Here is a 22,664-nt window from a genome sequence, read left to right on the forward strand (position 1 = left end):
GTTGGAGGAACCGCATGCAAATCACCCTTGCGCCTGTTGCCTTGCCGGATTTAGGCCCCCTCTTGACGCAGCCGCAAATCCCGTCGGCGACGTACGCAGCGCGAGCAGACGCAGCCTTGCAAGCTGCAGGCACCGACTGGCTGGTTGTTTATGCCGATCGCGAGCACTTCGGAAACATCATGCATCTCTCCGGCTTCGAGCCGCGTTTCGAGGAGGCCCTCCTGCTTCTTGGTCCGGGCGGTCGTCGCGTGATCATCACCGGAAACGAATCCGAGAGCTATACGGCGATTGCCGGTCTTGGCGGCATCGAGGTGCTGCGCGCGCAGACTTTCAGCCTCATGGGACAGGACCGCAGCCAAAACCCGCGGCTAAGCGATCGGCTGCGCGATGCGGGAATCAAGGCCGGGGATTCTATCGGCCTGGTCGGCTGGAAATATCTCTCGGCTGAGGAGGACGACGAGTGCGCCCAGAGCTTCTTCGTTCCGCATTTCATCGTTAACGCACTGGGCCGATCGATTGGTCATTCAGCGCAACTGATCGACGCGACGCCCGTGCTCATGCATCCGGAGACCGGCCATCGCGCGATCGTCGACGTCGATCAACTCGCGGCCTTCGAATGGGCCGCCGTGCGCTGCTCGCAGGCGCTCTTCAGGGTCGTTGCCGGTGTTTGGGTGGGAGATACGGAATTCGAGGCTCTGGGTCGCCTCGGCTATGAAGGGGACCCGGTAAACGACCACACGATGTTTGCCTCCGTCAGCGAGGGCGGGAACATCATCGGTCTGCGGAGCCCGACCGCGCGCCGCCTGAAGAAGGGAGATGGCGTAACGACGGCACTCGGCTATTGGGGAGCGCTGTCTTCCCGCGCCGGCCTCCTCACCGATCATGACGAGGCATTCCTGACGCCCGCAAAGGCCTATTTCGAAGCCTTGATCACCTGGTATGAGACGGCACGTATTGGCGTGACCGGCGGCGATCTGTTTTCCGCGGTCACCGAGAAGCTAAAATCGGCGGGCCTCAACTCGGCGCTGAACCCCGGCCACCTTGGCAGTCACGGAATGGCTGCATTCGCCAGTACGGCCCGGCTCGATCGAGCGCTTGCGATCCGGCATGCCGTTCCAGGTCGATGTCATCCCGGTGCCGATGCCAGCCGGTTGGGCTCTCAACTGCGAAGACATGGTGGCCTTTGCGGACGCCAAGCTGCGCGAAGAGATACGCCAACGCTATCCTGATATGCATGCGCGCATTGCCGCGCGGCGCCGTTTCATGTCAGACAAGCTCGGTGTGGCGCTCTCCGACGACATCCTGCCGCTCTCTTCCACGCCGCTTTATCTGCCACCATTCTGGCTGCAGTCAGACAAGTTTCTCGTCCGGGAATGATCAGACGCTTTTCGTTTGTCAGCGGCAACATCGTTGCCGTCCTCAACGTCTATCGAACGCATCAGTTTGCCCATCGCCCGGAGGCGCTCGACAAGGTCGCTGCCGTCAACGGAGGCGCGGGTAAGCTCGAGTTGCTGATATTCGCGTGCCGCTTGCTGCCAATGGTCGCCGCTGCGACCCTCCGGCCGCCCTTCGGCTTCCCAGAGCCCATAAGCGCGCTGATTGATCCAGTCGTCCTTATTGCGTGACATGCCAACCCCCAGCCGTGAAGGAATGTATCGTCTTCTTCAGGCTGACAAATCGGCATTACCGAGTGGTTACCGCAGTGCGGAAATTTTGATCTGCTGTTCGATATATTTTCCGCCGATCAGGACCGCTTCAACGCGCAGCGGCGCTCGGCGATCTCGACAATGATCCCGTCGGGGTCGCGAAGGAATGCGACTCTGTCAAGCATTTCCGAGTTGACCGCAGGGCGTGGCCTCTCCCTGATCTCGACGCCTGCCGCTTTCAACGTCGCAAAGCTTTCGTCGACGCTTTCGACAAGGAAGGTAACATGCAGGACGCCTGATGTGGCCGGCGGCAGGTCAGGGGCACGCGCCGCGCCTGCGGGCGGGGCGAAGATCTCCAGCATGCCGCCGCCGGCATCGAGGAAAGCCACTTCCGTGCCATTGGCCATGGTCTTGCGCAGATGAAGGCGCAGGCCGAGAAGGTCGCAATAGAAGGCAAGCGACCGCTCCATGTCGCCGGTCACCATGCCGACATGCTCGAAGCCTTTCACCATTTTCGCCTCAGGCCCCAGCGGCCTGGCGTCGCTCTTCTTCCGGCAGCCATGAATGGTAGAGCGGATGATCCGAGAGGATCGGCAGTTTCGTCGGCACGCCGGTGCGCTGCGAATGATAGGCGGCAGTGACAAGCTCAAGCGAGTTGCGGGCATCTTCCAACGTCACCGGCGGCTGGCCGCCGGTCGTCAGCGCATGGTGGAAGAGTTCGAACTGTCTGGTATAGCCGTCTTCCTTGACGACATAGCCGGCAAGTGCGTCATCCACGCGCTTCTGATGCGCCTCCGTGCCGGCAATGAAGGTCCAAGGGTCGCGACCCATCGTGTAGGGCTCGACAATACTCTCGACGACGAGATCGGAGAAGCAGAACCGCAGACGAGAGATCTCCTTGCGGGAGCCGAGCGTCATCGACAGCGTCGCCAGCGAACCGTTCTTCATCTTCACCGACAATGCCGCCGTATCCTCGACCTGGATCGGATTTACCAGCGTCGCCCCGTAGGAGAAGATCTCGGCACATGCGCCATGCACATAGTTCAGCATGTCGTGCGCGTGGATTGCGTGGCCAAGCAGGCCGCCACCGAACTCGGTCGCCCATTTTCCCCGCCACGGGACGGCATAATAATCCGCGCCGCGCCACCAGTGGGTCTCGATCGTGGTCAGGAACGGAGTGCCGGTTAGGCCGAGATCGATCAGCATCTTCAGTTTCTGGAGTCCGGAACCATAGCGATACTGGAAGATCGGCATGAGCCTGGGGCCCTCGGCGCGCGCGACGATACGGGCCATCTCGTCCACTTCGGCGATCGAACCGAACAGCGGCTTTTCGCAGATGACGTGCTTTCCGGCCTCGATCGCCTTGCGGCACAGTGCGAAGTGCGAACCTGGCGGCGTGCAGATGTCGATGATGTCGAGATCGGAGCGAGCAATCATCGTCTCGGCATCCTGCGTGTATTCTGGAACACCGAACTCTTCGCAAAGCGCAGCGCCGCGGTCCTCGTCCAAAGAGCAGACAACAGCAACGTCAAACATTTCCTTGTTCCAGGAAAAGCCAGACAGGTGGCGCGAGGCGATTCCCGCTCCGATGACGCCGACGCGAAACTTCTTGGACATGGTGGCTTCCTCAGCGATGACCCAGGCGCGCGGCCCTTGATTGTGCTTCGAGCGAAAGGCGGCAGACCTCGTAGACATGAGCCTGGGTCATCGCCGTCTGGCTGCGCTCGCGCACGTCGGCAGCAAAGGCATCGAAATAGTCGAGCCTCTCGCCGCTGCAATCGATGTGCGTCATCTCCTTGCCGTTGACGAGGAACAGGTGGTCCTTGCCGGGGCGTCCGGCGATGTCGATATACTTGCGCAATTCGATATAGCCGTCGGTACCGAGAATAGTCAGGCGGCCATCGCCCCAGGTCGGCAGCGCTTCCGGCGTGAACCAGTCGACGCGCACGTAGCCCGAGGCCTTGTCCGAACGCAGCAGGACTTCGCCGAAGTCCTGGAAGGCGGGCCTGTCGGGCATCCCGAAATTGCCGACCGAGCTTGCCACGACCTCGCCGCTCGTCGAACCCGTATAGAAGAGAAACTGGTCAACCTGGTGCGAAGCGATGTCGACAATGATGCCGCCGAATTTTTCCGGATCGAAGAACCAGTCCGGCCGCGTCGGCAGTTGCAGCCTGTGGGGTCCGATGCCGAGCGTCTGGATGACCGTGCCGATCGCCCCGGCGTTGACGAGCTTGCCAGCCTTGACGGCTGACCGCACGCAATGACGCTCGGAAAAGCAGATCGAAAAGATGCGGCCGGTCTCGGTGACAGTCCGCTTCACCTCTTCGAGCTGAGCAAACGTCGTCACACCGGGCTTGTCGGTCATCACGTCCTTGCCGGCCTTCATGGCGCGAATGGCCAGGCCTGCGCGGTCACGAGGGATCGCAGCAATGCAGATGACGTCGATCGACGGATCGGCGAAAATCGTCTCGCGGTCGATCTGTGGCGCACCCGGATAGGTTCTCTGGAAAGCTTCCAACAGCGCCGGCACGGATGTCTGCGGGCAATAGCCGACGAATTCTGCACCGGCCGCGAGCAGGCCCTTCACGTGATCGAACGTGTGTCCATGATCGATCCCGACGACCGCAAATCTCAACATAACAGCAATGCCTCCTCGGAAGTTCCTCGCGCCCGCGTTTGAGTCTTTGGGCGATCTCCTGATGTCGAACAGACAGCGAAACCTGGAGGCTGTCAAGCTTGGATGGATGGCTGTATACCCGGTTATTCCTCTTAAGATAATGATATTGCTTAGTAAACACTTGTATCTAAATAGTTATTTAATTGGTCGGCCGGTTTTTTGAGGCACCCCGCTTGCATAGTCGTGACCTGACCCTTTCAAGACCTTCCGGAGCCGAATTCTCTTCTGGGAAGCCGACATGGGCCGGAACCAGCAGTCGTGACCCTAAGCGGAAGATCATCGACACGGGTAACCGGCTCTACTAACTTGATGAACCACCGGTTGCCGGCTTCATGCGGACGCGGCGTGCTACTCTGCCAACAGAGGGAATCATGCAGATTATCGATCATAACCTTCAGCCGACAGAGGAGTGGCGTCCCGGCGTGTTGACCAGAATGCGCGTTTCTGCGGTCACCGAGGCAGCCACGCTCTGCATATTCGAACAGTGGGTCGCACCAGGAAGTGGCACACGTACTCACACCCATCCCGTCGAGGAAGTCTTGACCGTTCTGGAAGGCCAAGCCGAGCTGTGGTTGGATGATGAACGAGAAACAGTATCGACGGGACAATCAGTCATCGTGCCGGCCGGCAGCTGGCATGGCTTTCGTAATACCGGAAGCGCGACATTGCACATGCAGGCCATACTGGCCGCGCCAACCTTCGAGGCCTCTTTCGAGGGGCAGCCGGAAGTGACGAGGCATTGGGCTGCCGCAAAAGCGTAACACCCGCCGTCTTGACGACCGGAATGGGTCGAACTTGTGTAAAAACGCCGCGCCTGGCTCCAATCTGATCCGTGGATCGTGTACTGTGACGAGACGTCGGGATCGGAGATCAGCGGATATGGGCGAGGAGGGCTTGGCTGAAATCTCAGCCCGATATATTCGCTTCGCCGATACGGAGGCTCACGGTCGGTCGCCGCTATACGAGGAGTTGGCTCGTGCGGTCGCTGGGGACCGGGAAACACTCGGCTTCCTGTCGACCCTCCCGGACGTGAAGCGGCAACCGAACCTTCTGCTCGCCGCGGTGCGTCACCTGTTCGGCACGCCGACAGGATGGAACGAGTTTCGCCAGGTGCTTCAGGCTAATGCCGACGCTATCCGCTCACTAATGCTCGAGCGCTCGACGCAAACCAATGAGCCGGGAAGGTGCGCCACATTACTCCCCGTACTGGCGCGCTTGCCGCAGCCGCTGGCCCTCCTGGAGGTCGGGACTTCCGCAGGCCTGTGCCTCATGCCCGACCTCTACAGCTACGATTACGGGCGCAAGGCGATCCGCGCACCCGCGATGGCCGCGGAGCCGCCTGTCTTCCGATGTTCCGCCAGTGAGACAACGCCGATGCCTGCGGCCGCACCGCAGGTCGTCTGGCGGGCAGGACTGGACCTGAGCCCGATCGATGCTTCGGACCCCTCGCAAGTCGCATGGCTTGAGACGCTGGTCTGGCCAGAGCAGACGGCGCGGCTCGCCAATCTGCGGGCGGCCGTAAAAATCGCTGCCACGGTCAAGCCCCGAGTGCTGAAGGGCGACCTGCGCGGCAGCGACCTAGTGCGGCTCTGCAGCGAAGCTCCAAAGGATGCTACCCTCGTCGTCTTTCACACAGCCGTCCTCGACTATGTTTCCGACCCCGCAGACAGAGAGGCTTTCGCTGAGCAGGTGATGCGTCTCTCTCCCTATTGGGTATCGAACGAGTTCCCTCGCGTATTCCCGTGCATCGCCACGTGCGCCGGAAAAAGCCGGCCGCCAGGCCGCTTTCTCCTATCTGTGAACGGCTCCCCTGTCGCTTGGACCGACCCGCATGGCGCCTCGCTCGAATGGATCGCGGACGTGGCGTAGGCGGCTGGCAATGACAACGTCTCCAAACCGCTCGCCAGAGGTCAGCTATAGGTTCCGACTCGAGCCGTTGCGCGAAGGGCAGCTTTGAGGGAGCGCCATGAAGGTCGCCTTATGGCGCGTCCCGCTGGTTCAGGCACCTGAGCCGCAGAACGGCCGAAATGAGCGTCGCCCGACACCGCCGCAGCCACGAGGTAGCGGTCGAGCTGGGACGCGTGGCTGCTGGCGATCTGGCGACGGTCTCAGCGCTCATGCCTCAGTTGGCATCGCGATCTGGTTTGGCTGCGACGACGCTGACGAATTGCACGCTCATCTGTGCGAGCGCGACGTGCGGATAGCTTTCCCACCGAGGGACAATCCGTTCGGACGCTATTTCGCCTTCGTCGATCCATTTGGCTATACCATAACTGCGCATACCCTCTCAACAAAGTAACTGAAACGGCGTCCGTATTGCGCGATATTTCAATTTCGGTCACGGCAAGAAGGCGGTCCAGATGGACCCGCCACTGTTCCGCGTTCTCGCCAATCAGATACGAGTGATCGGTCTGAGCCGACCGACCACCCCTTGGCGGGAAGCGGACCCTTTGGGTCTAGGTGCATGACATGCCAACAGGCTGTTAGCGTCGACCGAGGCAATCCTATCGAAGGGTGGGGCCGGACCCCTAGAAAGCGCAGACAGCCAATGACCGCAATTGGACCTCGAGAAAGCGCGTCTTAATCAATGTCGGTCACCGCGATGCGGCCAGCATGACGTCCGCACCGTCCATGACATAGGTCGCATAGCGATGGTCGCGGATCAGGCTTATCTTTTGCCCCAGCCATTCGAGCAGCATGAAATATGAAGGACCGCCCGACGGTTCGGCTGATACCAGCAATATCTCCCGGCCTTCCAGCCAAGCCGGTTCGATCCTGACCCGCGGATATTCGGCATAATAGGTGAAAAATCGACCGACGTCGGCGGCACCAGAGATTTCCGGCCGTCGCGCCTGACGAAGCCGAACATCCCGCGCCAGCATGCGACGCAAAGCGTCCCAGTCTCGGGCGTTGAAGAGCGCTGCAAAGTTCAGGACCTCGGGACTCGGCGGTGGCGGAATCTCGGACCGTACGTTGGAGATGGCGCGCAATCTCGCCCGACCGCGCGACAGATGGGCCTTGACGGCATCGACACTCAGTTCCAGCAGCGCTGCGATGTCCGCAAGTGACTCTCCCAACACATCCTTGAGGATCACCGCGCTGCGTTGCGGCACCGGCAATTCTGCAAAGTGGCTCAGGGCGACCCGCACCGCGTCCTGCTGGATCAGCGCGTCCTCCGGACCGACGACGCTGATATCGGCCAGATCGAAAGCCATCTCAAGGGGCTCCGATCGGAGCGTACTGCGCTGGCGCAAGGCATCTATGGCTCGATTGTGGACAATGCGAAATAGCCAGGGTCGCAGCGGCGTGCCCGGAGGGATCGAGCCAGCCGTCGCAAATACCCTGGCAAACGCGTCCTGAATCACATCCTCGCCGTCGATCACCGAACCCACCAGACGGGCAGCATAGCGGTGCAGTTCGGGGCGAAGCGCGTCCGCTTCCCTGGCCAGGGCTACGAGCAGAGTTTTCCTCTCTTCGTCTTCGAGAGCAGCGTCTTGTGTCATTCGATGACCGTCACACCCGTATCCCCACGCACCGCGTAGACCACGGCCTCGGCGAGGCCCGTCCTGCCGATCAGGTCGGCGACCATATCGCCAAAAGCCCACGGCGTCATGTCTGGCCAGGTGGCGGCCTGTTCGGCGAATGTCCGACCCGCCGCCGCGGCATAGGCCGCGATGCCGGTATCGCCCACACCGGTACCGGCGAACATCTGCCGTGGAACGATGACCCGGAAGCGCAGACCCAGGCCGAGTTCCGCCGACAGGCCCTCGGCATATTTTGCAATGAACCACTGCGCGCGCTTGGCTCCCGCATAACCGCCCGATAGCGGCGACCCTTGCACGGCGGCTCCGCTGGAGACCAGGACGACAAGCCCGCCCGGCGTCATCGGCAACGTCAGAGCAGCCTGTATCCAGTGCAGCGCGGCCTTGACGTCCACATTCCAGTTGGTCGTGAATGCCTCCCAGCCAATCCGGTCGATCCGTTCCATGGGCGGTTCCACACCAGCATTCATGATGACGAGATCTGGTCGCGTCTGCTCCATGATCCGCCATGCCGCGTCGACATCGGTTGCATCAGCCGATATGGCGGTGACGGTCGATTGCTCGCCTGGCCCCTGCACGGCAGCCGCGTTTCGGGCTACCACGGTGACTTCGGCCGCGCGAACCACAAATGCTTCGGCGAGCCCCCTCCCCAAGCCGCGGCTCCCGCCGACAACCACGATTCGCTTTCCTTCCAGATCCATCTCTCAGTCCTCATTTTGGTCGGATTCGACCGCTCGACGACGGTCGCAACAACGACGTTCCAACGAGGTGAAAAGAGTCATCGCCAACAGCGATTTGCGGAGGCCAGCGTCTAAAAGTCTGACTCGGCCGAAATTCGACGGTGATCGATTTCGGACTAGAACGGATCAACACAGACCAGCGAGTACGGCTTGATCCTGCGATGCCCACTTCGTGGACAGACACAACGGAGGTCTTATCTTGGTGGCTTTGGTGATGTTCCCAGGACGGCAGCAAACGGCAACTTCGCGCCGCGAAGCCGCCGTCGCTCTCCCCTACGCTGGTGGCAATTGCTACCGGATAGCGGAAATGTGTTCGCAACAAGTCTCAACTAGAAATCATGCCCGAACCACGGTTGGCGGAATCTTCGACCACGCCGGAATCACCTGCTGGATCCCACATCGACACCATCAACGCGATCGACGACGGCCTTCACAGGCGAGCGCGAACCGGCGTTCAACAGTTTGGCACGAGGAATGCATGGTATTCTTCACAGGTTCCTTTGTTTGGAGGGAAAATGATGGCCTTGGATATCGATATCGTCAGCGCCACCGGACAGCTCGAAGCAGCCATTCTCGATGTTACCACGACAGATTCGGACATCCTCGTCCACTCCAAGTCGCTGAAAGCAAAGGCAAAATTGCTTCCGCAGGTTCTGGTAAAGCACTATCCGGAGCTTTCCTTGATCGAACGCGAGCTGCGCGGCGTGTTCGAAGCCTGCTCGGACGCCGTTGATCGCAAATCGGTCAATCCGGTGGTCGTAAAAGCGGCAATCTCCATCGCGGAGGAATATCGACAGGTTATCGAAGGCCTGAAGCGCCGCAATTAGCCGCGCGAACAACAGCCGGCCCATTTCCGTTCGGCTGTCACAAGCGCGTCCAGATCAGCGAGACACAGATCACCTTCATCGTGCAGCCGCGCATGTGCACCGTGTCACCCGTGAGTGTCAGCACACCCCTAAAGGTCTTCCTGCTCTCCGGCTCGATGATGGTTCCCGTGAAGTTGCCGTTGCTTCCCTGAAAAGAGCCGATGCGCTTGCCCGCATTATTGCCCGTTTTCATGGTAATGCAGTAACCTTGCGCGCATTCGTCGATTGCCGCGGTAGTGCCGACTTGTGTCTTCCAGGTGCCGACGACAGGCTCTTGAGCCCAAACGCTGAAGGCCACGAGCGTCATCGACGCCGTGATCAATGCCAACCGTTGCATGGTTTGCTCCCTCTTGGCGATAAGGGTAAGGCCGCTGGTCCGACCTAAAGCGTTTCACTATACGCCTCGAAAGCGCCACGCTCCAGCTTTCCTTGCTCTTTTCTGCCGCGCCGGTGAAGGCGCCCGCCCGGGACTGGCTCGTCGCAAGCCCCGGGCCCAGGTTGCTATCGCCTCAGGCTTCCAGCCACTCCACCTGTTCGGGGGGCAGCGTGATGTCGAGCGCCGAGAGGCTGTCTTCGAGCTCGGCAATCGTGCGTGGCCCGATCAGCGGAATGACCGGGAATGGCTGGGCGATCACGTAGGCGAGCGCGACGTGGATCGGGCTGCGAGCGAGCTTGCTGGCGAGCTCGATTGCGCGGTCGCGGCGTTGGAAGTTACGGTCGGAATACCAGCAGCGCACAATCTCCTCGTCGTCCTGCTTGTCGCGTCCGGCACGGTCGGTAAAGAAGCCGCGGCCCTGGCTCGACCAGGCGAAGTTCGGGATCTGCTTGGCATTCAACCACGTCTTCCACTCATCGTCGGAGGCTGCTACGCATCCGGCCCAGATCGGGTCGAGCATTTCGGCAAGCGAGAAGTTGTTGGAAAGGGCAGCCGGCGCCGTCTTGCCGTTCTTGGCGGCGTAGGCCGCGGCTTGCTCCATGCGCTCGCGCGTCCAGTTCGACCCGCCGAAGATGCCGCGGATTCGACCGCGTCTGACCTCTGCGTCCATGGCATCGACGAACTCGCCGACGGGAACGTCGGTGTTGTCGCGGTGCATGAAGTAGATGTCGACATAGTCGGTCTTCAGCCGGTTCAGCGACTGGTCGAGCTGCTTGGCGATCACATCCGGATAGCAAAGCGGCGAATGCGCGCCCTTGCCGATCAGCACGATCTCCTCGCGCGGCACCTTTCGGCTGGTGTGCCAGTCGCCGAAGATGCTCTCGGTCTTGCCGCCACCATAGACGAAGGCGGTGTCGAAGACATTGCCGCCGGCCTCGTAGAACGCGTCGAGGGTCAGCGATGCCGCCGCGAAGTTCGGGAAGAATTCGAAGCCGAGGGTGACGACCGAGGCAGGCTTGGAAATGCCGGGGATCTGCCGCTGCGGAATGCTATTGCCGCGTCGCACGAGGCCGGCTGCGACGTTTGCGGTTCGCTTGTCGGCCTTCTCGACCCCATATTCCAGTCCGATCGACGCGCGCCACTGATCGAGAACGCGCAGGTTTCCGACGGAATCGGCCCATCCCATGCCGGGGTGGCGGAATTCCTTTTCGCCCGCGCGGATCGCATCGCCGGCCGCATCCACCTCGAAGGAATAGAGCCAGCGATCTTCCTTGACCTCGACCGTCTGTTGCTCGTTGCCCTTGATGATCTCGATCCTGCCGACGCCACCCTGGTGGCCAGAGGCAAACCAGAAGTCCTTGACCTCGATGCGTCCCTCCGAACCGATGATGCGCAGTGTATTGTCCTGCTGCGCCATGATCGAGCAGGACACCTCGGCAATGATGCTGTTCGAAAACTTCAGCACGGCAGAGGCCCATTCATCGACCCCTGATTGACCGAGGTGACCGACGCCGGCGACCTTTTCCGGATCAAGAAACGGCTTGCCCTCGGCAGCACCCGCGATCAACCGCGCCATGGAGACCGGATAGCCGCCAACATCGAGGATACCGCCGCCCGCCGTCTCGGTGGCGAAGAGGCGATGGTCGGGCCGGAACGTGCCCATGTTGAAGCCGAAGCTCGAACGGATGATGCGCACCGTCCCGATGACACCGCTTTTGACCAGTTCGACGATCTTGGCCGTCTGCGGGTGAACGCGATACATGAAGGCCTCGCCGGCAAAGACGCCGGCCTTCCTGGCTTCATGATAGATGGCGTCAGCGTCAAACGCGGAAAGCGCAATCGGCTTTTCAACAAGAACGTGCTTGCCGGCGCGGATGGCCTTGATCGCCCATTCGGCGTGGCCGGTATGAGGCGTTGCGATATAGATTGCGTCGATCTCTGCATCCGCCAGCAGTGCATCATACCCTTTGACGATGCGGGCGCCGGGGAAGTTCTCGCCAAGCCCCGGCTTTTCCGGGTTGCGGGTGGCAATGGCAACGAGTTTTCCGGTGCGCGAATGCGCGATGCCGTCCGCAAAGGTGCGGGCAATCGTGCCCGGGCCGATAACGCCCCAACGGATCGGTTGGTCTGTGCTCATAAGGAGTTCCTCTTCATTGCATACGTCTTGGGATGAAGTTTGCCGTCAGCGCAGCCGATTGCCGTCGCTGTCGAACAGAAAGGTGCGGTTGGCGCTCAGGCCGACGGTCAGCGTGTCTCGGTTGCCGGCCGCGCGCGATTCCGGGCGCTCGATGATGAGTTGTTCGCCCGCTGCCGTTGTCGCGTAGATGTAGCTTGTGTTGCCAAGATGCTCCGCGACGTCGATCGTGACCGTGAGGTCAGTCTCACCCTGCCCGGCGTCGACGAAATGCTCCGGCCGGATGCCGAGCGTCACCTGCGCGCCAGGCACGATCGGCCCCCTCACCGGCATGGTGAGGCGGATATTCTTGTCGCCTGCAAGCGCAACCGTTGTGCGTGCACCGTCCTCTTCAAGAACCTCGGCCTTCAGGAAATTCATCTTTGGCGAGCCGACGAAGCCGGCGACGAACTGGTTGGCGGGATCGTCGTAGAGGTCGAGCGGCGCGCCGACCTGCTCAATGTTGCCGGCACGCAGGACGACGATCTTGTCGGCCAGCGTCATCGCTTCCGTCTGATCGTGGGTGACATAGATCATCGTCGTGCCGAGTTGCTTGTGGAGCCGCGAGATCTCGACGCGCATCTGAACGCGCAATTCCGCATCCAGGTTCGACAACGGCTCGTCGAACAGGAAGACCTGTGGTTCGCGCACGATGGCGCGGCCGATGGCGACGCGCTGACGCTGGCCGCCCGAAAGTTGTTTCGGCCGCCGCTGCATCAGCTCATTGATCTGCAGGATGTTGGCCGCGTGCTTGACGCGCTTTTCGGTGTCCTGCTTCGGGTTGCCGTTCATGCGCAGCCCGAAGCTCAGGTTTTCCTCGACCGTCATGTGCGGGTAGAGTGCGTAGGATTGGAAGACCATGGCAATGCCGCGGTCGGCCGGTTCCACGTCGTTGACGACCTTGCCGCCGATGTTGATCTCGCCGCCCGAGATATCCTCAAGGCCAGCGATCATGCGCAGCAATGTCGATTTGCCACAGCCGGACGGGCCGACGAAGACGACAAACTCGCCGTCCTCTACCTCAAGATTTGCGCCATGGACGATTTCCAGCGCGCCAAAGCGCTTGACGACATTTTTCAACGAAAGTTCGGACATCAGGCATTCCCCGATTATTTGACTGCGCCGGCCGCGATGCCGGCGATGAAGTGGCGCTGCAGGAACACGAAGACGACCAGGATCGGCGCCGTCAGCATCATGGCACCGGCCATGATGCCGCCCCACGATACCTTGGTGAGCCCGATTAGCGTGCCAAGCGCCACCGGTGCCGTCATCATCCCCGGCTTGGAGTTGATGAGCAGCGGCCAGAGGTAGTTGTTCCAGGAGTGCAGGAAGAGGATGATCGCAAGTGCCGCCATTGTTGGCCTTGCGAGTGGCAGGGCGATACGAAGGAAAATCTGCCATTCCTTGACGCCCTCGACGCGCGCGGCATCGAAGAGTTCCCCAGGCATCATCGAGAAGGCCTGACGCATGAAGAGCACGCCAAGCGAATTGAAAAGCGGAGGCACGATCAACGCGATCCAGGTGTTGGCCAGCTTGAATTCGCGCGCCACCATGATGAACTGCGGGATGACGACGACGGCAAAGGGCAGTGTAATCGTACCAAGAATGATGCCGATCACGACCGACCGCCCGACGAAGCGGTAGCGCGCAAGTGCCCAGCCGGCCATCGAGGTTAGAAGCACCGACAGGATCGTGTAGATCACGGCAACGCCGATCGAGATCGACATCGCACGTATGAAATTTGTGTCGGCCTGCAGGTTCTTGAAGTTCTCGATGAAATTCGTAGACGGCCAGAGGACGATTTCGGGGCTGAATATGCCGAAATCCGACATTGTCGAGAAGACGAGCATCATCCACAGCGGAAACAGCCAGATGATGGCCAGCGGCGTCAGGACGGCGTGAAGAGCAATCTGCCGCAGCAGTAGCGATTGAGATTTCGATCTCATTTGGGCTCCCTTCCGATCCAGAGGTTGAACAGCGAGATTGCCACCGCCAGCGCCGCCATCGTGTAGGCGACTGCCGAGGCATAGCCGAAATTGAGCGAGCGGAAGCCCTCGCGATAAAGCAGAAGGCCAAGCGTTTCCGTTCCACCTCCCGGCCCGCCGCGATTGGTGATGAGGAATGGTTCGGTGAAGAGCTGCATCGTGCCAATGACCGACAGGATGACGCAAAACAGGATGATCGGTTTTAGAAGTGGCAGGGTGATGTGGAAGAACTGCTGTGACTTGCTGACGCGATCGAGCGTTGCCGCCTCGTAGACGTCGTCAGGAATCGATTGCAGGCCGGCGAGAATGATGATCGCGTTATATCCCGCCCAGCGCCAGGTCACCGCTATGATCACAAGGGCCATAGCAGCATTGGCATTGTCGAACCACGAGACGGCTGGAAGACCAACGAGGCTGACCAGCTTGTTGACGATCCCGAAGTCGAAGCTGAACATCAGGCGGAAGACGGCCGCATAGGCGACTTCGCCGACGACGACGGGCGCGAAAAAAGCAAAGCGAAAGAGAGGCCGCGCTTTGAGAAGCGGCGAATTCAGAAGTACAGCCATCACGGTGGCGATCGTGATCATGACCGGAACCTGAATGACCAGGATGATCAGCGTGTTGTAGAGCGCGTTGTAGAGCGCGTTGTAGAAGGCTGGATCGCCAACCAGGCGGCCCCAGTTTACTGAGAAGCTGAATTTCCATGGATTAACACGTGTGTTCTGAAACGAGATCAGAAACGAACTGATGATCGGCCATATCCAAAACGTGGCAAAGACCAAGAGATAGGGCGCAAGAAAAGCGTAGGCGTTCCGGTTCCGGATCGGCATTCTATTCTCCTCACAGACGAGACGAGCCATCCCTTTGGATGGAGGCCGGGCGCCAAGCGGCGCCCGGCATCGTTACTCATTTCGCAATGGGAAGGCCTGTCGCCGTGGCGATCTGGTTTGCGGCATCGTCGAGCGCGGCCTTGGCGTCGGGGTAGCCGCCGGCAAAGTACTTCGTCTGCGCCGCCCTGTAGATCGAATCAGCGTCCGTCTGGAACGCCGTGCCGCGGCTTGGAACAATCTTCGGCAGGGTCGAAAGGATGTCGGCCCAGACCTTCTGGTCGTGCCAATAGGGCAGTGGCTCGTTGACAAACGGGTCCTGGACTGCCGTCAGCAGCGACGGAACGAGGCCGAAGGACTTCAGCATCGTCACCTGGCCCTCGTTGGTGCCGAGTGCATAGTTGATGTAGGTCCAGGCTGCTTCCTTGTTCTCGGAATTGGCGGCGATTGCAAGCGACGAACCGCCGAGGTTTGCCGCATGCGGCCCATCTGCAGTCAGGCTTGGCATCATGTAGACGCCCCACTTGCCGGCAAGATCGGGCGAGCCGGACCGAATCGTGCCTTCATACCAGCCGCCATACATCTGGCTTGCCGCCTTGCCTGCCGTATTGGCCTGGATCTTCTCGTCCCAGATGGCTGCCGTCAGCGTGCCGGCGTCCTTCATCTGCTTGACCTTTTCGAGCGTCGCAACGCAGGCCGGCTGATTGATGGTGATCGTCTGGCCGTCCGTCGAGAAGTAGCCGCAGCCCTGCTCGTTGGAAATCATGCGGAACCATTCGCTGTCGCCGTTAAAGTCGGCTTGCGCCATGACGACACCGGGATTGGCCGCGGAGATCTTCTTGCCGGCCGCAATGAAGTCGTCCCAGGTCTTGATGCTCGACGGATCGACGCCTGCCTTTTCATAAAAGTCGCGGCGGTAGAAAACGGCGACCGGGCCGGAATCCCAAGGCATGGCGTAAGCGACATCGCCCACCTCAAGCTCGGTGCGCTTGAAGTCCGGGAATTTTGCCTGGATTTCTGCCGTATAGCCCAGATCCTTCAGGTTGGCGAAGCAGTCGGGAAAGCGGCTCCAGAAGATTTCCGCCTCGAAGTTCTCGACGCTGACGATGTCAGGCAGTCCTTCGCCGCCGGCAGCGCAGGCCGCCAGCATCTTGTCGAAGACCTGCTGGTTGCCGAGGTCTTCGACTGTGACCTTGATATCCGGGTACTGCTTGTTGAACCCTTCGAGCGTGGACTTCAGCGCCGATGCGGCGATGTTCCAGCTCCAGATGGTGAGATTGCCCGACTGCTGCGCGAATGCAGAACCCGAAGCAAGCAGCGCAACCATTGCGGTCGCACCGATAAGTTTGAAGCGCATTGAAAATCCTCCCTTTTCAATTGCCGTCCCTTAGCGAACGCGGCTAGACTATCTGGAAGGGAGCCGCTGTCTCCTAAAAAGGGAACATGGACTTGGCGGAAAGTAAGATCGGAAGGCGGGCTGTCTACCAGCCGGGAGCGAGCAGTATCGAAGGGTTGCCGACTGCCCTGCAGATGTTTCACAACCATCCACCGGTGATGCTGATGCCGCACTGGCACGTGCAGGTCGAGGTCAACTATATCATGCAGGGCAGCGTGCACTACCGCATGAACGGCCATCAGATCTCGATGAAGGCGGGCGACATGTGCCTGTTCTGGGGCGGCCAGCCGCACCAGATGGATGATTGCTCCGAGGATGCGATCTATGCCGGCGGGCACCTTCCACTGGTCTACTTCTTCCGTATGCGCCTGCCGATCAACATTTCCAGCCGGCTGATGAAGGGCGAGATCCTGTTCACCTCGGCAACCGATGCGGCCGACAAGGAGAATTTTCCGCGCTGGGTGCGCTACGCCAAATCCGGTGATCCGGCCAAGGCTCAACACGCTCTCGACGAGATGCTTTTGCGCGTGGAGCGAATCGCACTTGAACCCTATTCGCTGCTGCCGACGCTCGGGCCGACGGATGCCGATGACATAGAGCAATTCTATCCGCAGTCATCGCGCAGCGTCGCCCGCATGTGTGACTTCATCGCCGTCAACTTCCTGCAGGAAATCGATTCGGTCGATATAGCTCGCGCCGCCGACCTTCATCCGAAATATGCGATGAACCTGTTCAAGAAGACGACCGGCATGACGCTCAGCAAATATGTCAATCTCCTGCGCCTGTCGCGCGCGCAAGCGATGTTGATGAACGACGAGGCGAACGTTTTGCAGGTCGCGATGGATAGCGGCTTCGGCTCGATCAGCGCCTTCAACAAGTCGTTCCGCCATATCGCGGGCATGTCGCCTTCCGATTTCCGCCGCGATGCCCGCATGGTCACGCAATATGCGCCTTAGGCTATTGGCAGCCGCGCTGCCTCAAGGGTTTCGCGTCGTGGCAAACACAGTATAGACAAGCTCGGCGGAGGCAGATAGTTCGCGTTCCTTGAGTTTGACGAGGCCGAAACCTGGGACGGAGATGTCTCCCTCTATCTGCAGCGCCTTGACGAGACCATGCCGCTCGAGAAGGGCTGCCACGGGCTCGGCAAAGATGCCGAGCCGCTGGCTCTGCATCATCAGCAACATGGTCAAAAGCGCATCGGAAGTCGAAACGACGCTTGCCGGCACGATGCCATGGCGGCGGATGAAGTCATCGATGACCTGGCGAAGGAACGAGCCATGCGGCTGGAGCACCCAGCTCTGGTGCCTGAGGTCATCCTCGGTGACGACAGGCTTGCCCGAGAGCGGGTGATCGACTGCTACGATGACACGCAGCGTCTCCTGACCGACCGGTAGATAGTCGAACCAGAGTGGGTTCATGCCACTTGGAATGCGGCAGACAGCAAAGTCGAGCCTTCTGTTCAGCACATCCTCGAGCAGCACATCGCTGCTGCCAACGGCGATGCTGATGTCGATCGTCGGGTGGGTCTCGAAGATGCGCTTCAGGGCGGGGGCGACATAATCGGCCGCGGGCGTCATGATCGTGCCGAATGCCACGCTGCCGCCCTGCCCGGCAGCGGCGACCACCATTTCGTATTCGGCGCGTTGTGCTTCGGAGATCAGCATCTTGGCGTGGCGAACGATCACTTCGCCCTGAGGTGTCGGGACAAGGCCACGGTTGTGACGGTCGAAAAGCTGGTGCCCAGACATTTGCTCCAGCTCATTGAGGGTTCTCGACAGGGCCGGTTGCGAGATTCCAAACATTTCGGCAACCACGCCGAGTTTTCCGTGCTCGCTGAGCGCCACGAGCATCTTCAAGTGCCGCAGTCTGAAACCGTCCAATCCCACGATTGCCTCACTCGATATAAGATATTTGCATATCAAAATGCGAAAGACTGATTATACATTCCTGTATCGATCAGCTAAGTGCATGACAACAGCGGCGTCAAAGCAAGGAAATTCATCGTGGTTGAGAAAACTCCCTCCCCGCATCAGAACGCAGTTCAAGAGCAGGACGGATCGCGCCAGCTTCGCTCCAAGGCCTGGTTCGACAATCTCGCAAACCCTGACATGACCGCGCTCTACCTGGAGCGTTACATGAACTTCGGTCTGAGCCAGGAAGAGCTGCAGTCGGGAAGGCCGATCATCGGCATCGCTCAGACTGGCTCCGACCTGTCGCCGTGCAATCGTCACCACATCGAGCTCGCAAAGCGCGTTCGCGAAGGTATTCGTGATGCAGGCGGTATCGCCATCGAATTCCCGGTGCATCCGATCCAGGAAACTGGAAAGCGTCCGACCGCAGGTCTCGACCGCAACCTCTCTTATCTCGGCCTCGTCGAGATCCTCTACGGCTATCCGCTGGATGGCGTGGTCCTGACGATTGGTTGCGACAAGACGACGCCGGCCTGTCTCATGGCCGCCGCGACCGTGAACATTCCAGCGATCGCACTGTCGGTTGGCCCGATGCTGAACGGCTGGTTCCGCGGCGAGCGCACAGGCTCCGGTACGATCGTCTGGAAAGCTCGCGAAATGATGGCGCGTGGCGAAATCGACTATCAGGGCTTCGTCAAGCTCGTTGCCTCCTCCGCGCCCTCGACCGGCTACTGCAACACCATGGGCACGGCGACCACGATGAATTCACTTGCCGAAGGGCTCGGGATGCAGCTGCCGGGCGGCGCGGCAATTCCGGCTCCCTACCGTGACCGTCAGGAAATCTCCTATGAGACCGGCTTGCGGATCGTCGAAATGGTTCGCGAGGACCTCAAGCCTTCCGACATTCTGACCAGGGACGCCTTCATCAACGCCATCAGGCTCAACTCCGCGATCGGTGGCTCAACCAATGCCCCGATCCATCTCAACGCACTTGCCCGCCATGTCGGCGTCGAACTGACGGTCGATGACTGGCAGACCTACGGCGAGGAAATCCCGCTTCTCGTCAACCTGCAGCCGGCCGGTGAGTATCTCGGCGAGGACTACTACCACGCCGGCGGCGTTCCGGCCGTCATGGGCGAGTTGATCAAGCACAATCTGATCAACACGAGCGCGATGACCGTGAACGGCAAGACGGTCGGCGAGAACTACACCACGGCGACGATCGAGGACGACAAGGTCATTCGTCCGTTCGAGCGCCCGCTGAAGGAGCGCGCCGGCTTCCTGGTCCTGCGCGGCAATCTCTTCTCGTCGGCGATCATGAAGACGAGCGTGATCTCGCCTGAGTTCCGGCAACGTTACCTGTCCAATCCGAACGATCCGGAAGCCTTCGTTGGCCGCGCGGTCGTCTTCGACGGACCGGAAGATTACCATCACCGCATCGACGATCCGTCGCTGGCGATCGATGCGTCGACGGTCCTTTTCATGCGCGGTGCCGGGCCGATCGGCTATCCGGGTGCCGCCGAGGTGGTCAACATGCGTGCGCCGGATTATCTCTTGAAGCAGGGCATCAGCTCGCTGCCCTGCATCGGTGACGGGCGTCAGTCCGGCACGTCTGGCTCGCCCTCCATCCTCAACGCGTCGCCCGAAGCGGCCGCTGGCGGTGGGCTTGCTCTGCTGAAGACCGGCGACCAGGTACGCATCGACCTCAAGAAGGGGTCCGCCGATATCCTCATCAGCGACGAGGAGCTTGCCGAACGGCGCAAGGCGCTCGAGGCAGCCGGCGGTTATGTCTATCCGGAGAGCCAGACACCCTGGCAGGAAATCCAGCGTACCTATGTCGGCCAGATGGAAACCGGCGCCGTGCTTGAGCCTGCCGTCAAGTACCAGCGTATCGCCCAGACCAAGGGCATTCCGCGCGACAACCACTAAATCCTCCGGGCGCGGCCAGCAGATCGCGTCGCCGAACACAGTCCGATTGAGTACAATGGGCGCGATACCATCTCGGCATCGCGCCCATTCTCAATTTGGAGACGAGGTCGAGATTCGTTGGTTTTGACCTTGCCCACCGGCATCAATTGTGGTCGATTTCGGCGCGCCGCTGGGTTGGAGGGCGGCCGGTTCGTTTTGATCTTGAGCGCGTCCATCGCTCGTGTGACGGAACATGTCGATGTCTTATGCTCTTCTGGATTCTGCCGCCGCCGGCGGCTTGTTAGTCGGTCGTGCCTGGAACCCCGGTGTTCAAGGCCCGAGCATCGTGGTCGTTCGGGATGGCCAGTTGGTCGACATCACCTCCAAAGCTGCGCCGACGCTGAGTGCGCTCCTGGAACAGGCCGATCCCGCCGCCTTCGTCCGCGCCGCGGGTGGTCCTGTGCTCACCACATTGGACGAGATCGCTGCCGTTGGCATCGGAACACCTGACCCGTCGCTGGTTCATCTGCTTGCTCCTGCCGACCTTCAGGCCATCAAGGCTTGCGGCGTAACGTTCGCGCAGTCGATGATCGAGCGCGTCATCGAGGAGAAGGCGGCTGGAAATCCCGATCGCGCCGCCGCGATCCGCGAGCGCGTCAGTACGCTGATCGGTGGTAGCCTCAACAATCTGAAGGCAGGTTCGGCTGAAGCCGCCAAGGTCAAGCAGGCGCTGATCGACGAAGGCATGTGGTCTCAATATCTCGAGGTCGGCATCGGACCTGACGCCGAGGTTTTCACGAAGTCACCGGTCCTTGCCTCTGTCGGCTGGGGCGCCGATGTCGGGCTGCATCCAATCTCGACCTGGAACAATCCGGAACCCGAGATCGTACTTGCCGTCAACAGCGGCGGGGAGATCAAGGGGGCAACACTTGGCAACGACGTCAATCTGCGCGACGTGGAGGGCCGCTCGGCGCTCCTGCTAGGCAAGGCCAAGGATAACAACGCCTCCTGCTCAATCGGCCCGTTCATTCGGCTATTCGACGAGAGCTACGGCCTCGATGAGGTGCGCAGAGCAGAGCTCGACCTCAAGGTCACCGGAGCCGACGGATTTGTCCTTCACGGAAAGAGTTCGATGTCGAAGATCAGCCGCGATCCTTCCGACCTCGTCAAGCAGACCTGCGGCGCCCACCATCAGTACCCGGATGGCTTCATGCTGTTCTTGGGAACGCTGTTTGCGCCGACGCAGGATCGTGATGCGCCGAACCAGGGCTTCACCCACAAAATCGGTGACGTCGTCGAAATTTCGTCGATGGGCCTCGGCTCGCTCGTCAATACCGTGCGGCTTTCAACCGAGTGCTCTTCCTGGACATTTGGTATCACCGCCCTGATGGCAAACCTTGCAAAGCGGGATCTCCTTTAGGCTTTCGGGCGACCGGCGCGGGTGCTGAAATCTTGCGCCGGGCGGGTTGTCTGCCTGTTCCGGCGCAATCGATCGGATATATGCTTCAGGAATGAAGCGGAATCGTTGAGGGTGCCATGAACAAAGCCCTTGCCTTGATTTGCGTGCTCGCTCTTGTCGGGTGCACCACGAAGGACTTTTCCTCGCCGGGTCTCGATCCGATCGCCGGCAGCATCACCTATAGCGGCCAGCCGCGTACAAGACTGACGAAGTCGCCGCCGGGATCGACCTTCCCGCACAATTTCATCGACGAGTGGGGCCGACAGGTCGATGAGACCTACATGATACAACCGGACAAGTCGCTGAAGATCGTTCACAGGGAAATCCGGCCGATTCGCTTCAACCGCTGAACAGCGCGGCCGGTGAAACGGACGAAGCTCGCCTGCCGATCGACGATTCACCCTGCAACATCGACTTGTTGCGATCGCCAAGCTCTCAGATGGCTAGTCACATTCGTTTATCATACAATGTTATGCAATTAGCCGATTGAATTTGGCCCGCGGCTAATACACACTCGCCAAAGGGGTGCGATACCGGGTATGTGGTCGAGCGGATGAACATGACGCTAGTCCGGTACATGGAACATTTATGATGAATGCAAAGACGCCAAATGCCATCGATACGTTTGTCGGTTCTCGTGTGAGGATGCGAAGGCAACTCCTAGGACTTAGTCAGGAAAAACTGGCCGATCAGATAGGCGTGACATTCCAGCAGGTGCAGAAATACGAGAAAGGTCTTAACCGGATCGGTGCCAGCCGACTGCAACGGATCGCCGATGTGCTGAGCACGTCTCCGAGTTTCTTCTTTCAGCAGGATGCGTCCGAGCCCTTGAGCTTGGCCGGGCTTGAGACTTCGGTCGCGGCCGACCCGGTTGCCGAATTCCTGCATTCGAAGGAAGGTCTCGCGCTCAATCGCGCCTTCCTGAAAATCACCGACACGCAGCTTCGTGAAAAGATTGTCGCTTTGGTCAAAGCCATGGCGCATGCGCAGGAAGGGCGTGACGTTGCCGGCGAGCAAACGAAACCTGGCGAAACCTTCGCCTAAACTGACATGCTGGGCTTCGCCGATCAGATGAAATTCAGCCTGGAAACCTTCGGAGCGATGCGCCTCATTTCGCCGGGTGGGGGAACTCTGCGTATTGTCGACGCTCTGTTGCAGG

At 60.3% G+C, this 22,664-nt stretch carries 21 protein-coding genes and 2 pseudogenes; 10 read left to right on the plus strand and 13 right to left on the minus strand.

Features of this window, described 5'->3' with window-relative positions:
* The first annotated feature begins 14 nt into the window (after window positions 1–14).
* A pseudogene (locus WGT02_RS29260) lies at window positions 15–1,377 on the plus strand (Xaa-Pro aminopeptidase).
* Here WGT02_RS29260 and WGT02_RS29265 read toward each other — a convergent pair.
* The 4 genes from WGT02_RS29265 to WGT02_RS29280 form a co-directional block, all read right to left on the minus strand.
* Window positions 1,326–1,628: a DUF2934 domain-containing protein gene (locus WGT02_RS29265; RefSeq protein WP_208246618.1), complete on the minus strand. Its 303-nt coding sequence runs from the start codon at window positions 1,626–1,628 to the stop codon at window positions 1,326–1,328. The pseudogene WGT02_RS29260 and the gene WGT02_RS29265 sit on opposite strands and share 52 nt — an antisense overlap.
* Before the next feature lie 116 nt (window positions 1,629–1,744).
* Window positions 1,745–2,158 (minus strand): VOC family protein, encoded by a 414-nt coding sequence (locus tag WGT02_RS29270; RefSeq protein WP_208246620.1) that lies wholly within the window; start codon window positions 2,156–2,158, stop codon window positions 1,745–1,747.
* Between the two features lie 7 nt (window positions 2,159–2,165).
* Window positions 2,166–3,263, minus strand: coding sequence for a Gfo/Idh/MocA family protein (locus WGT02_RS29275; protein WP_024314568.1), 1,098 nt, complete (start codon window positions 3,261–3,263; stop codon window positions 2,166–2,168).
* Window positions 3,264–3,273: 10 nt separating this feature from the next.
* A complete protein-coding gene (locus WGT02_RS29280) occupies window positions 3,274–4,284 on the minus strand; it encodes a Gfo/Idh/MocA family protein (protein WP_208246622.1) in 1,011 nt (336 codons plus the stop codon).
* A gap of 410 nt (window positions 4,285–4,694) precedes the next feature.
* On the opposite strand from WGT02_RS29280, the gene WGT02_RS29285 reads away from it, so the two are divergent.
* The 3 genes and pseudogenes from WGT02_RS29285 to WGT02_RS29295 form a co-directional block, all read left to right on the plus strand.
* Window positions 4,695–5,084 (plus strand): cupin domain-containing protein, encoded by a 390-nt coding sequence (locus WGT02_RS29285; protein ID WP_024314566.1) that lies wholly within the window; start codon window positions 4,695–4,697, stop codon window positions 5,082–5,084.
* Window positions 5,085–5,217: 133 nt separating this feature from the next.
* Window positions 5,218–6,192, plus strand: coding sequence for a DUF2332 domain-containing protein (locus WGT02_RS29290; protein WP_225040049.1), 975 nt, complete (start codon window positions 5,218–5,220; stop codon window positions 6,190–6,192).
* A 259-nt stretch (window positions 6,193–6,451) separates the two neighbouring features.
* Window positions 6,452–6,622: pseudogene (locus WGT02_RS29295) on the plus strand (VOC family protein); the annotation flags it as partial.
* Between the two features lie 295 nt (window positions 6,623–6,917).
* Here WGT02_RS29295 and WGT02_RS29300 read toward each other — a convergent pair.
* Together WGT02_RS29300 and WGT02_RS29305 are read right to left on the minus strand one after the other, a co-directional pair.
* On the minus strand, window positions 6,918–7,826 hold the full coding sequence (locus WGT02_RS29300; RefSeq protein ID WP_208246626.1) for an RNA polymerase sigma factor: 909 nt from the start codon (window positions 7,824–7,826) through the stop codon (window positions 6,918–6,920).
* Window positions 7,823–8,566, minus strand: a complete 744-nt coding sequence (locus tag WGT02_RS29305) for an SDR family NAD(P)-dependent oxidoreductase (protein WP_208246628.1) — start codon at window positions 8,564–8,566, stop codon at window positions 7,823–7,825. Before WGT02_RS29305 ends, WGT02_RS29300 begins: the two co-directional genes overlap by 4 nt.
* A gap of 554 nt (window positions 8,567–9,120) precedes the next feature.
* On the opposite strand from WGT02_RS29305, the gene WGT02_RS29310 reads away from it, so the two are divergent.
* Window positions 9,121–9,432 carry a hypothetical protein gene (locus WGT02_RS29310; RefSeq protein WP_208246630.1) on the plus strand — a complete coding sequence of 104 codons (312 nt, stop codon included), beginning with the start codon at window positions 9,121–9,123 and terminating at the stop codon, window positions 9,430–9,432.
* 37 nt (window positions 9,433–9,469) lie between these two features.
* Here WGT02_RS29310 and WGT02_RS29315 read toward each other — a convergent pair whose 3' ends face one another.
* The 6 genes from WGT02_RS29315 to WGT02_RS29340 form a co-directional block, all read right to left on the minus strand.
* The gene (locus WGT02_RS29315; protein WP_024315186.1) at window positions 9,470–9,808 is read right to left on the minus strand and encodes a DUF2147 domain-containing protein; all 339 of its coding nucleotides are present in this window, start codon (window positions 9,806–9,808) and stop codon (window positions 9,470–9,472) included.
* Window positions 9,809–9,980: 172 nt separating this feature from the next.
* The gene (locus WGT02_RS29320) at window positions 9,981–11,984 is read right to left on the minus strand and encodes an aldo/keto reductase (RefSeq protein ID WP_208246633.1); all 2,004 of its coding nucleotides are present in this window, start codon (window positions 11,982–11,984) and stop codon (window positions 9,981–9,983) included.
* Between the two features lie 45 nt (window positions 11,985–12,029).
* On the minus strand, window positions 12,030–13,115 hold the full coding sequence (locus WGT02_RS29325) for an ABC transporter ATP-binding protein (protein ID WP_024315188.1): 1,086 nt from the start codon (window positions 13,113–13,115) through the stop codon (window positions 12,030–12,032).
* Between the two features lie 14 nt (window positions 13,116–13,129).
* Window positions 13,130–13,966: a carbohydrate ABC transporter permease gene (locus tag WGT02_RS29330; protein ID WP_024315189.1), complete on the minus strand. Its 837-nt coding sequence runs from the start codon at window positions 13,964–13,966 to the stop codon at window positions 13,130–13,132.
* A complete protein-coding gene (locus WGT02_RS29335; protein WP_208246635.1) occupies window positions 13,963–14,835 on the minus strand; it encodes a carbohydrate ABC transporter permease in 873 nt (290 codons plus the stop codon). Before WGT02_RS29335 ends, WGT02_RS29330 begins: the two co-directional genes overlap by 4 nt.
* A gap of 76 nt (window positions 14,836–14,911) precedes the next feature.
* Window positions 14,912–16,189 (minus strand): ABC transporter substrate-binding protein, encoded by a 1,278-nt coding sequence (locus WGT02_RS29340; RefSeq protein WP_024315191.1) that lies wholly within the window; start codon window positions 16,187–16,189, stop codon window positions 14,912–14,914.
* Window positions 16,190–16,275: 86 nt separating this feature from the next.
* Here WGT02_RS29340 and WGT02_RS29345 point away from each other — a divergent pair, with 86 nt between their 5' ends.
* Window positions 16,276–17,184, plus strand: a complete 909-nt coding sequence (locus tag WGT02_RS29345; protein WP_024315192.1) for a helix-turn-helix domain-containing protein — start codon at window positions 16,276–16,278, stop codon at window positions 17,182–17,184.
* Window positions 17,185–17,205: 21 nt separating this feature from the next.
* Here WGT02_RS29345 and WGT02_RS29350 read toward each other — a convergent pair whose 3' ends face one another.
* Window positions 17,206–18,114, minus strand: coding sequence for a LysR family transcriptional regulator (locus WGT02_RS29350; protein ID WP_208246637.1), 909 nt, complete (start codon window positions 18,112–18,114; stop codon window positions 17,206–17,208).
* Between the two features lie 117 nt (window positions 18,115–18,231).
* Here WGT02_RS29350 and WGT02_RS29355 point away from each other — a divergent pair, with 117 nt between their 5' ends.
* From WGT02_RS29355 to WGT02_RS29370, 4 genes are all read left to right on the plus strand, one after another.
* The gene (locus tag WGT02_RS29355; protein WP_029710063.1) at window positions 18,232–20,067 is read left to right on the plus strand and encodes an IlvD/Edd family dehydratase; all 1,836 of its coding nucleotides are present in this window, start codon (window positions 18,232–18,234) and stop codon (window positions 20,065–20,067) included.
* 238 nt (window positions 20,068–20,305) lie between these two features.
* On the plus strand, window positions 20,306–21,466 hold the full coding sequence (locus WGT02_RS29360) for a fumarylacetoacetate hydrolase family protein (RefSeq protein ID WP_040681026.1): 1,161 nt from the start codon (window positions 20,306–20,308) through the stop codon (window positions 21,464–21,466).
* A 116-nt stretch (window positions 21,467–21,582) separates the two neighbouring features.
* A complete protein-coding gene (locus tag WGT02_RS29365; protein WP_024315195.1) occupies window positions 21,583–21,855 on the plus strand; it encodes a hypothetical protein in 273 nt (90 codons plus the stop codon).
* A 241-nt stretch (window positions 21,856–22,096) separates the two neighbouring features.
* Window positions 22,097–22,549: a helix-turn-helix domain-containing protein gene (locus WGT02_RS29370; RefSeq protein WP_024315196.1), complete on the plus strand. Its 453-nt coding sequence runs from the start codon at window positions 22,097–22,099 to the stop codon at window positions 22,547–22,549.
* The last annotated feature ends 115 nt before the right edge of the window (window positions 22,550–22,664 follow it).

The organism is Rhizobium sp. T1470 (genome assembly GCF_042140505.1).
In the GTDB taxonomy this organism is placed as follows: Bacteria; Pseudomonadota; Alphaproteobacteria; order Rhizobiales; family Rhizobiaceae; genus Rhizobium; species Rhizobium favelukesii.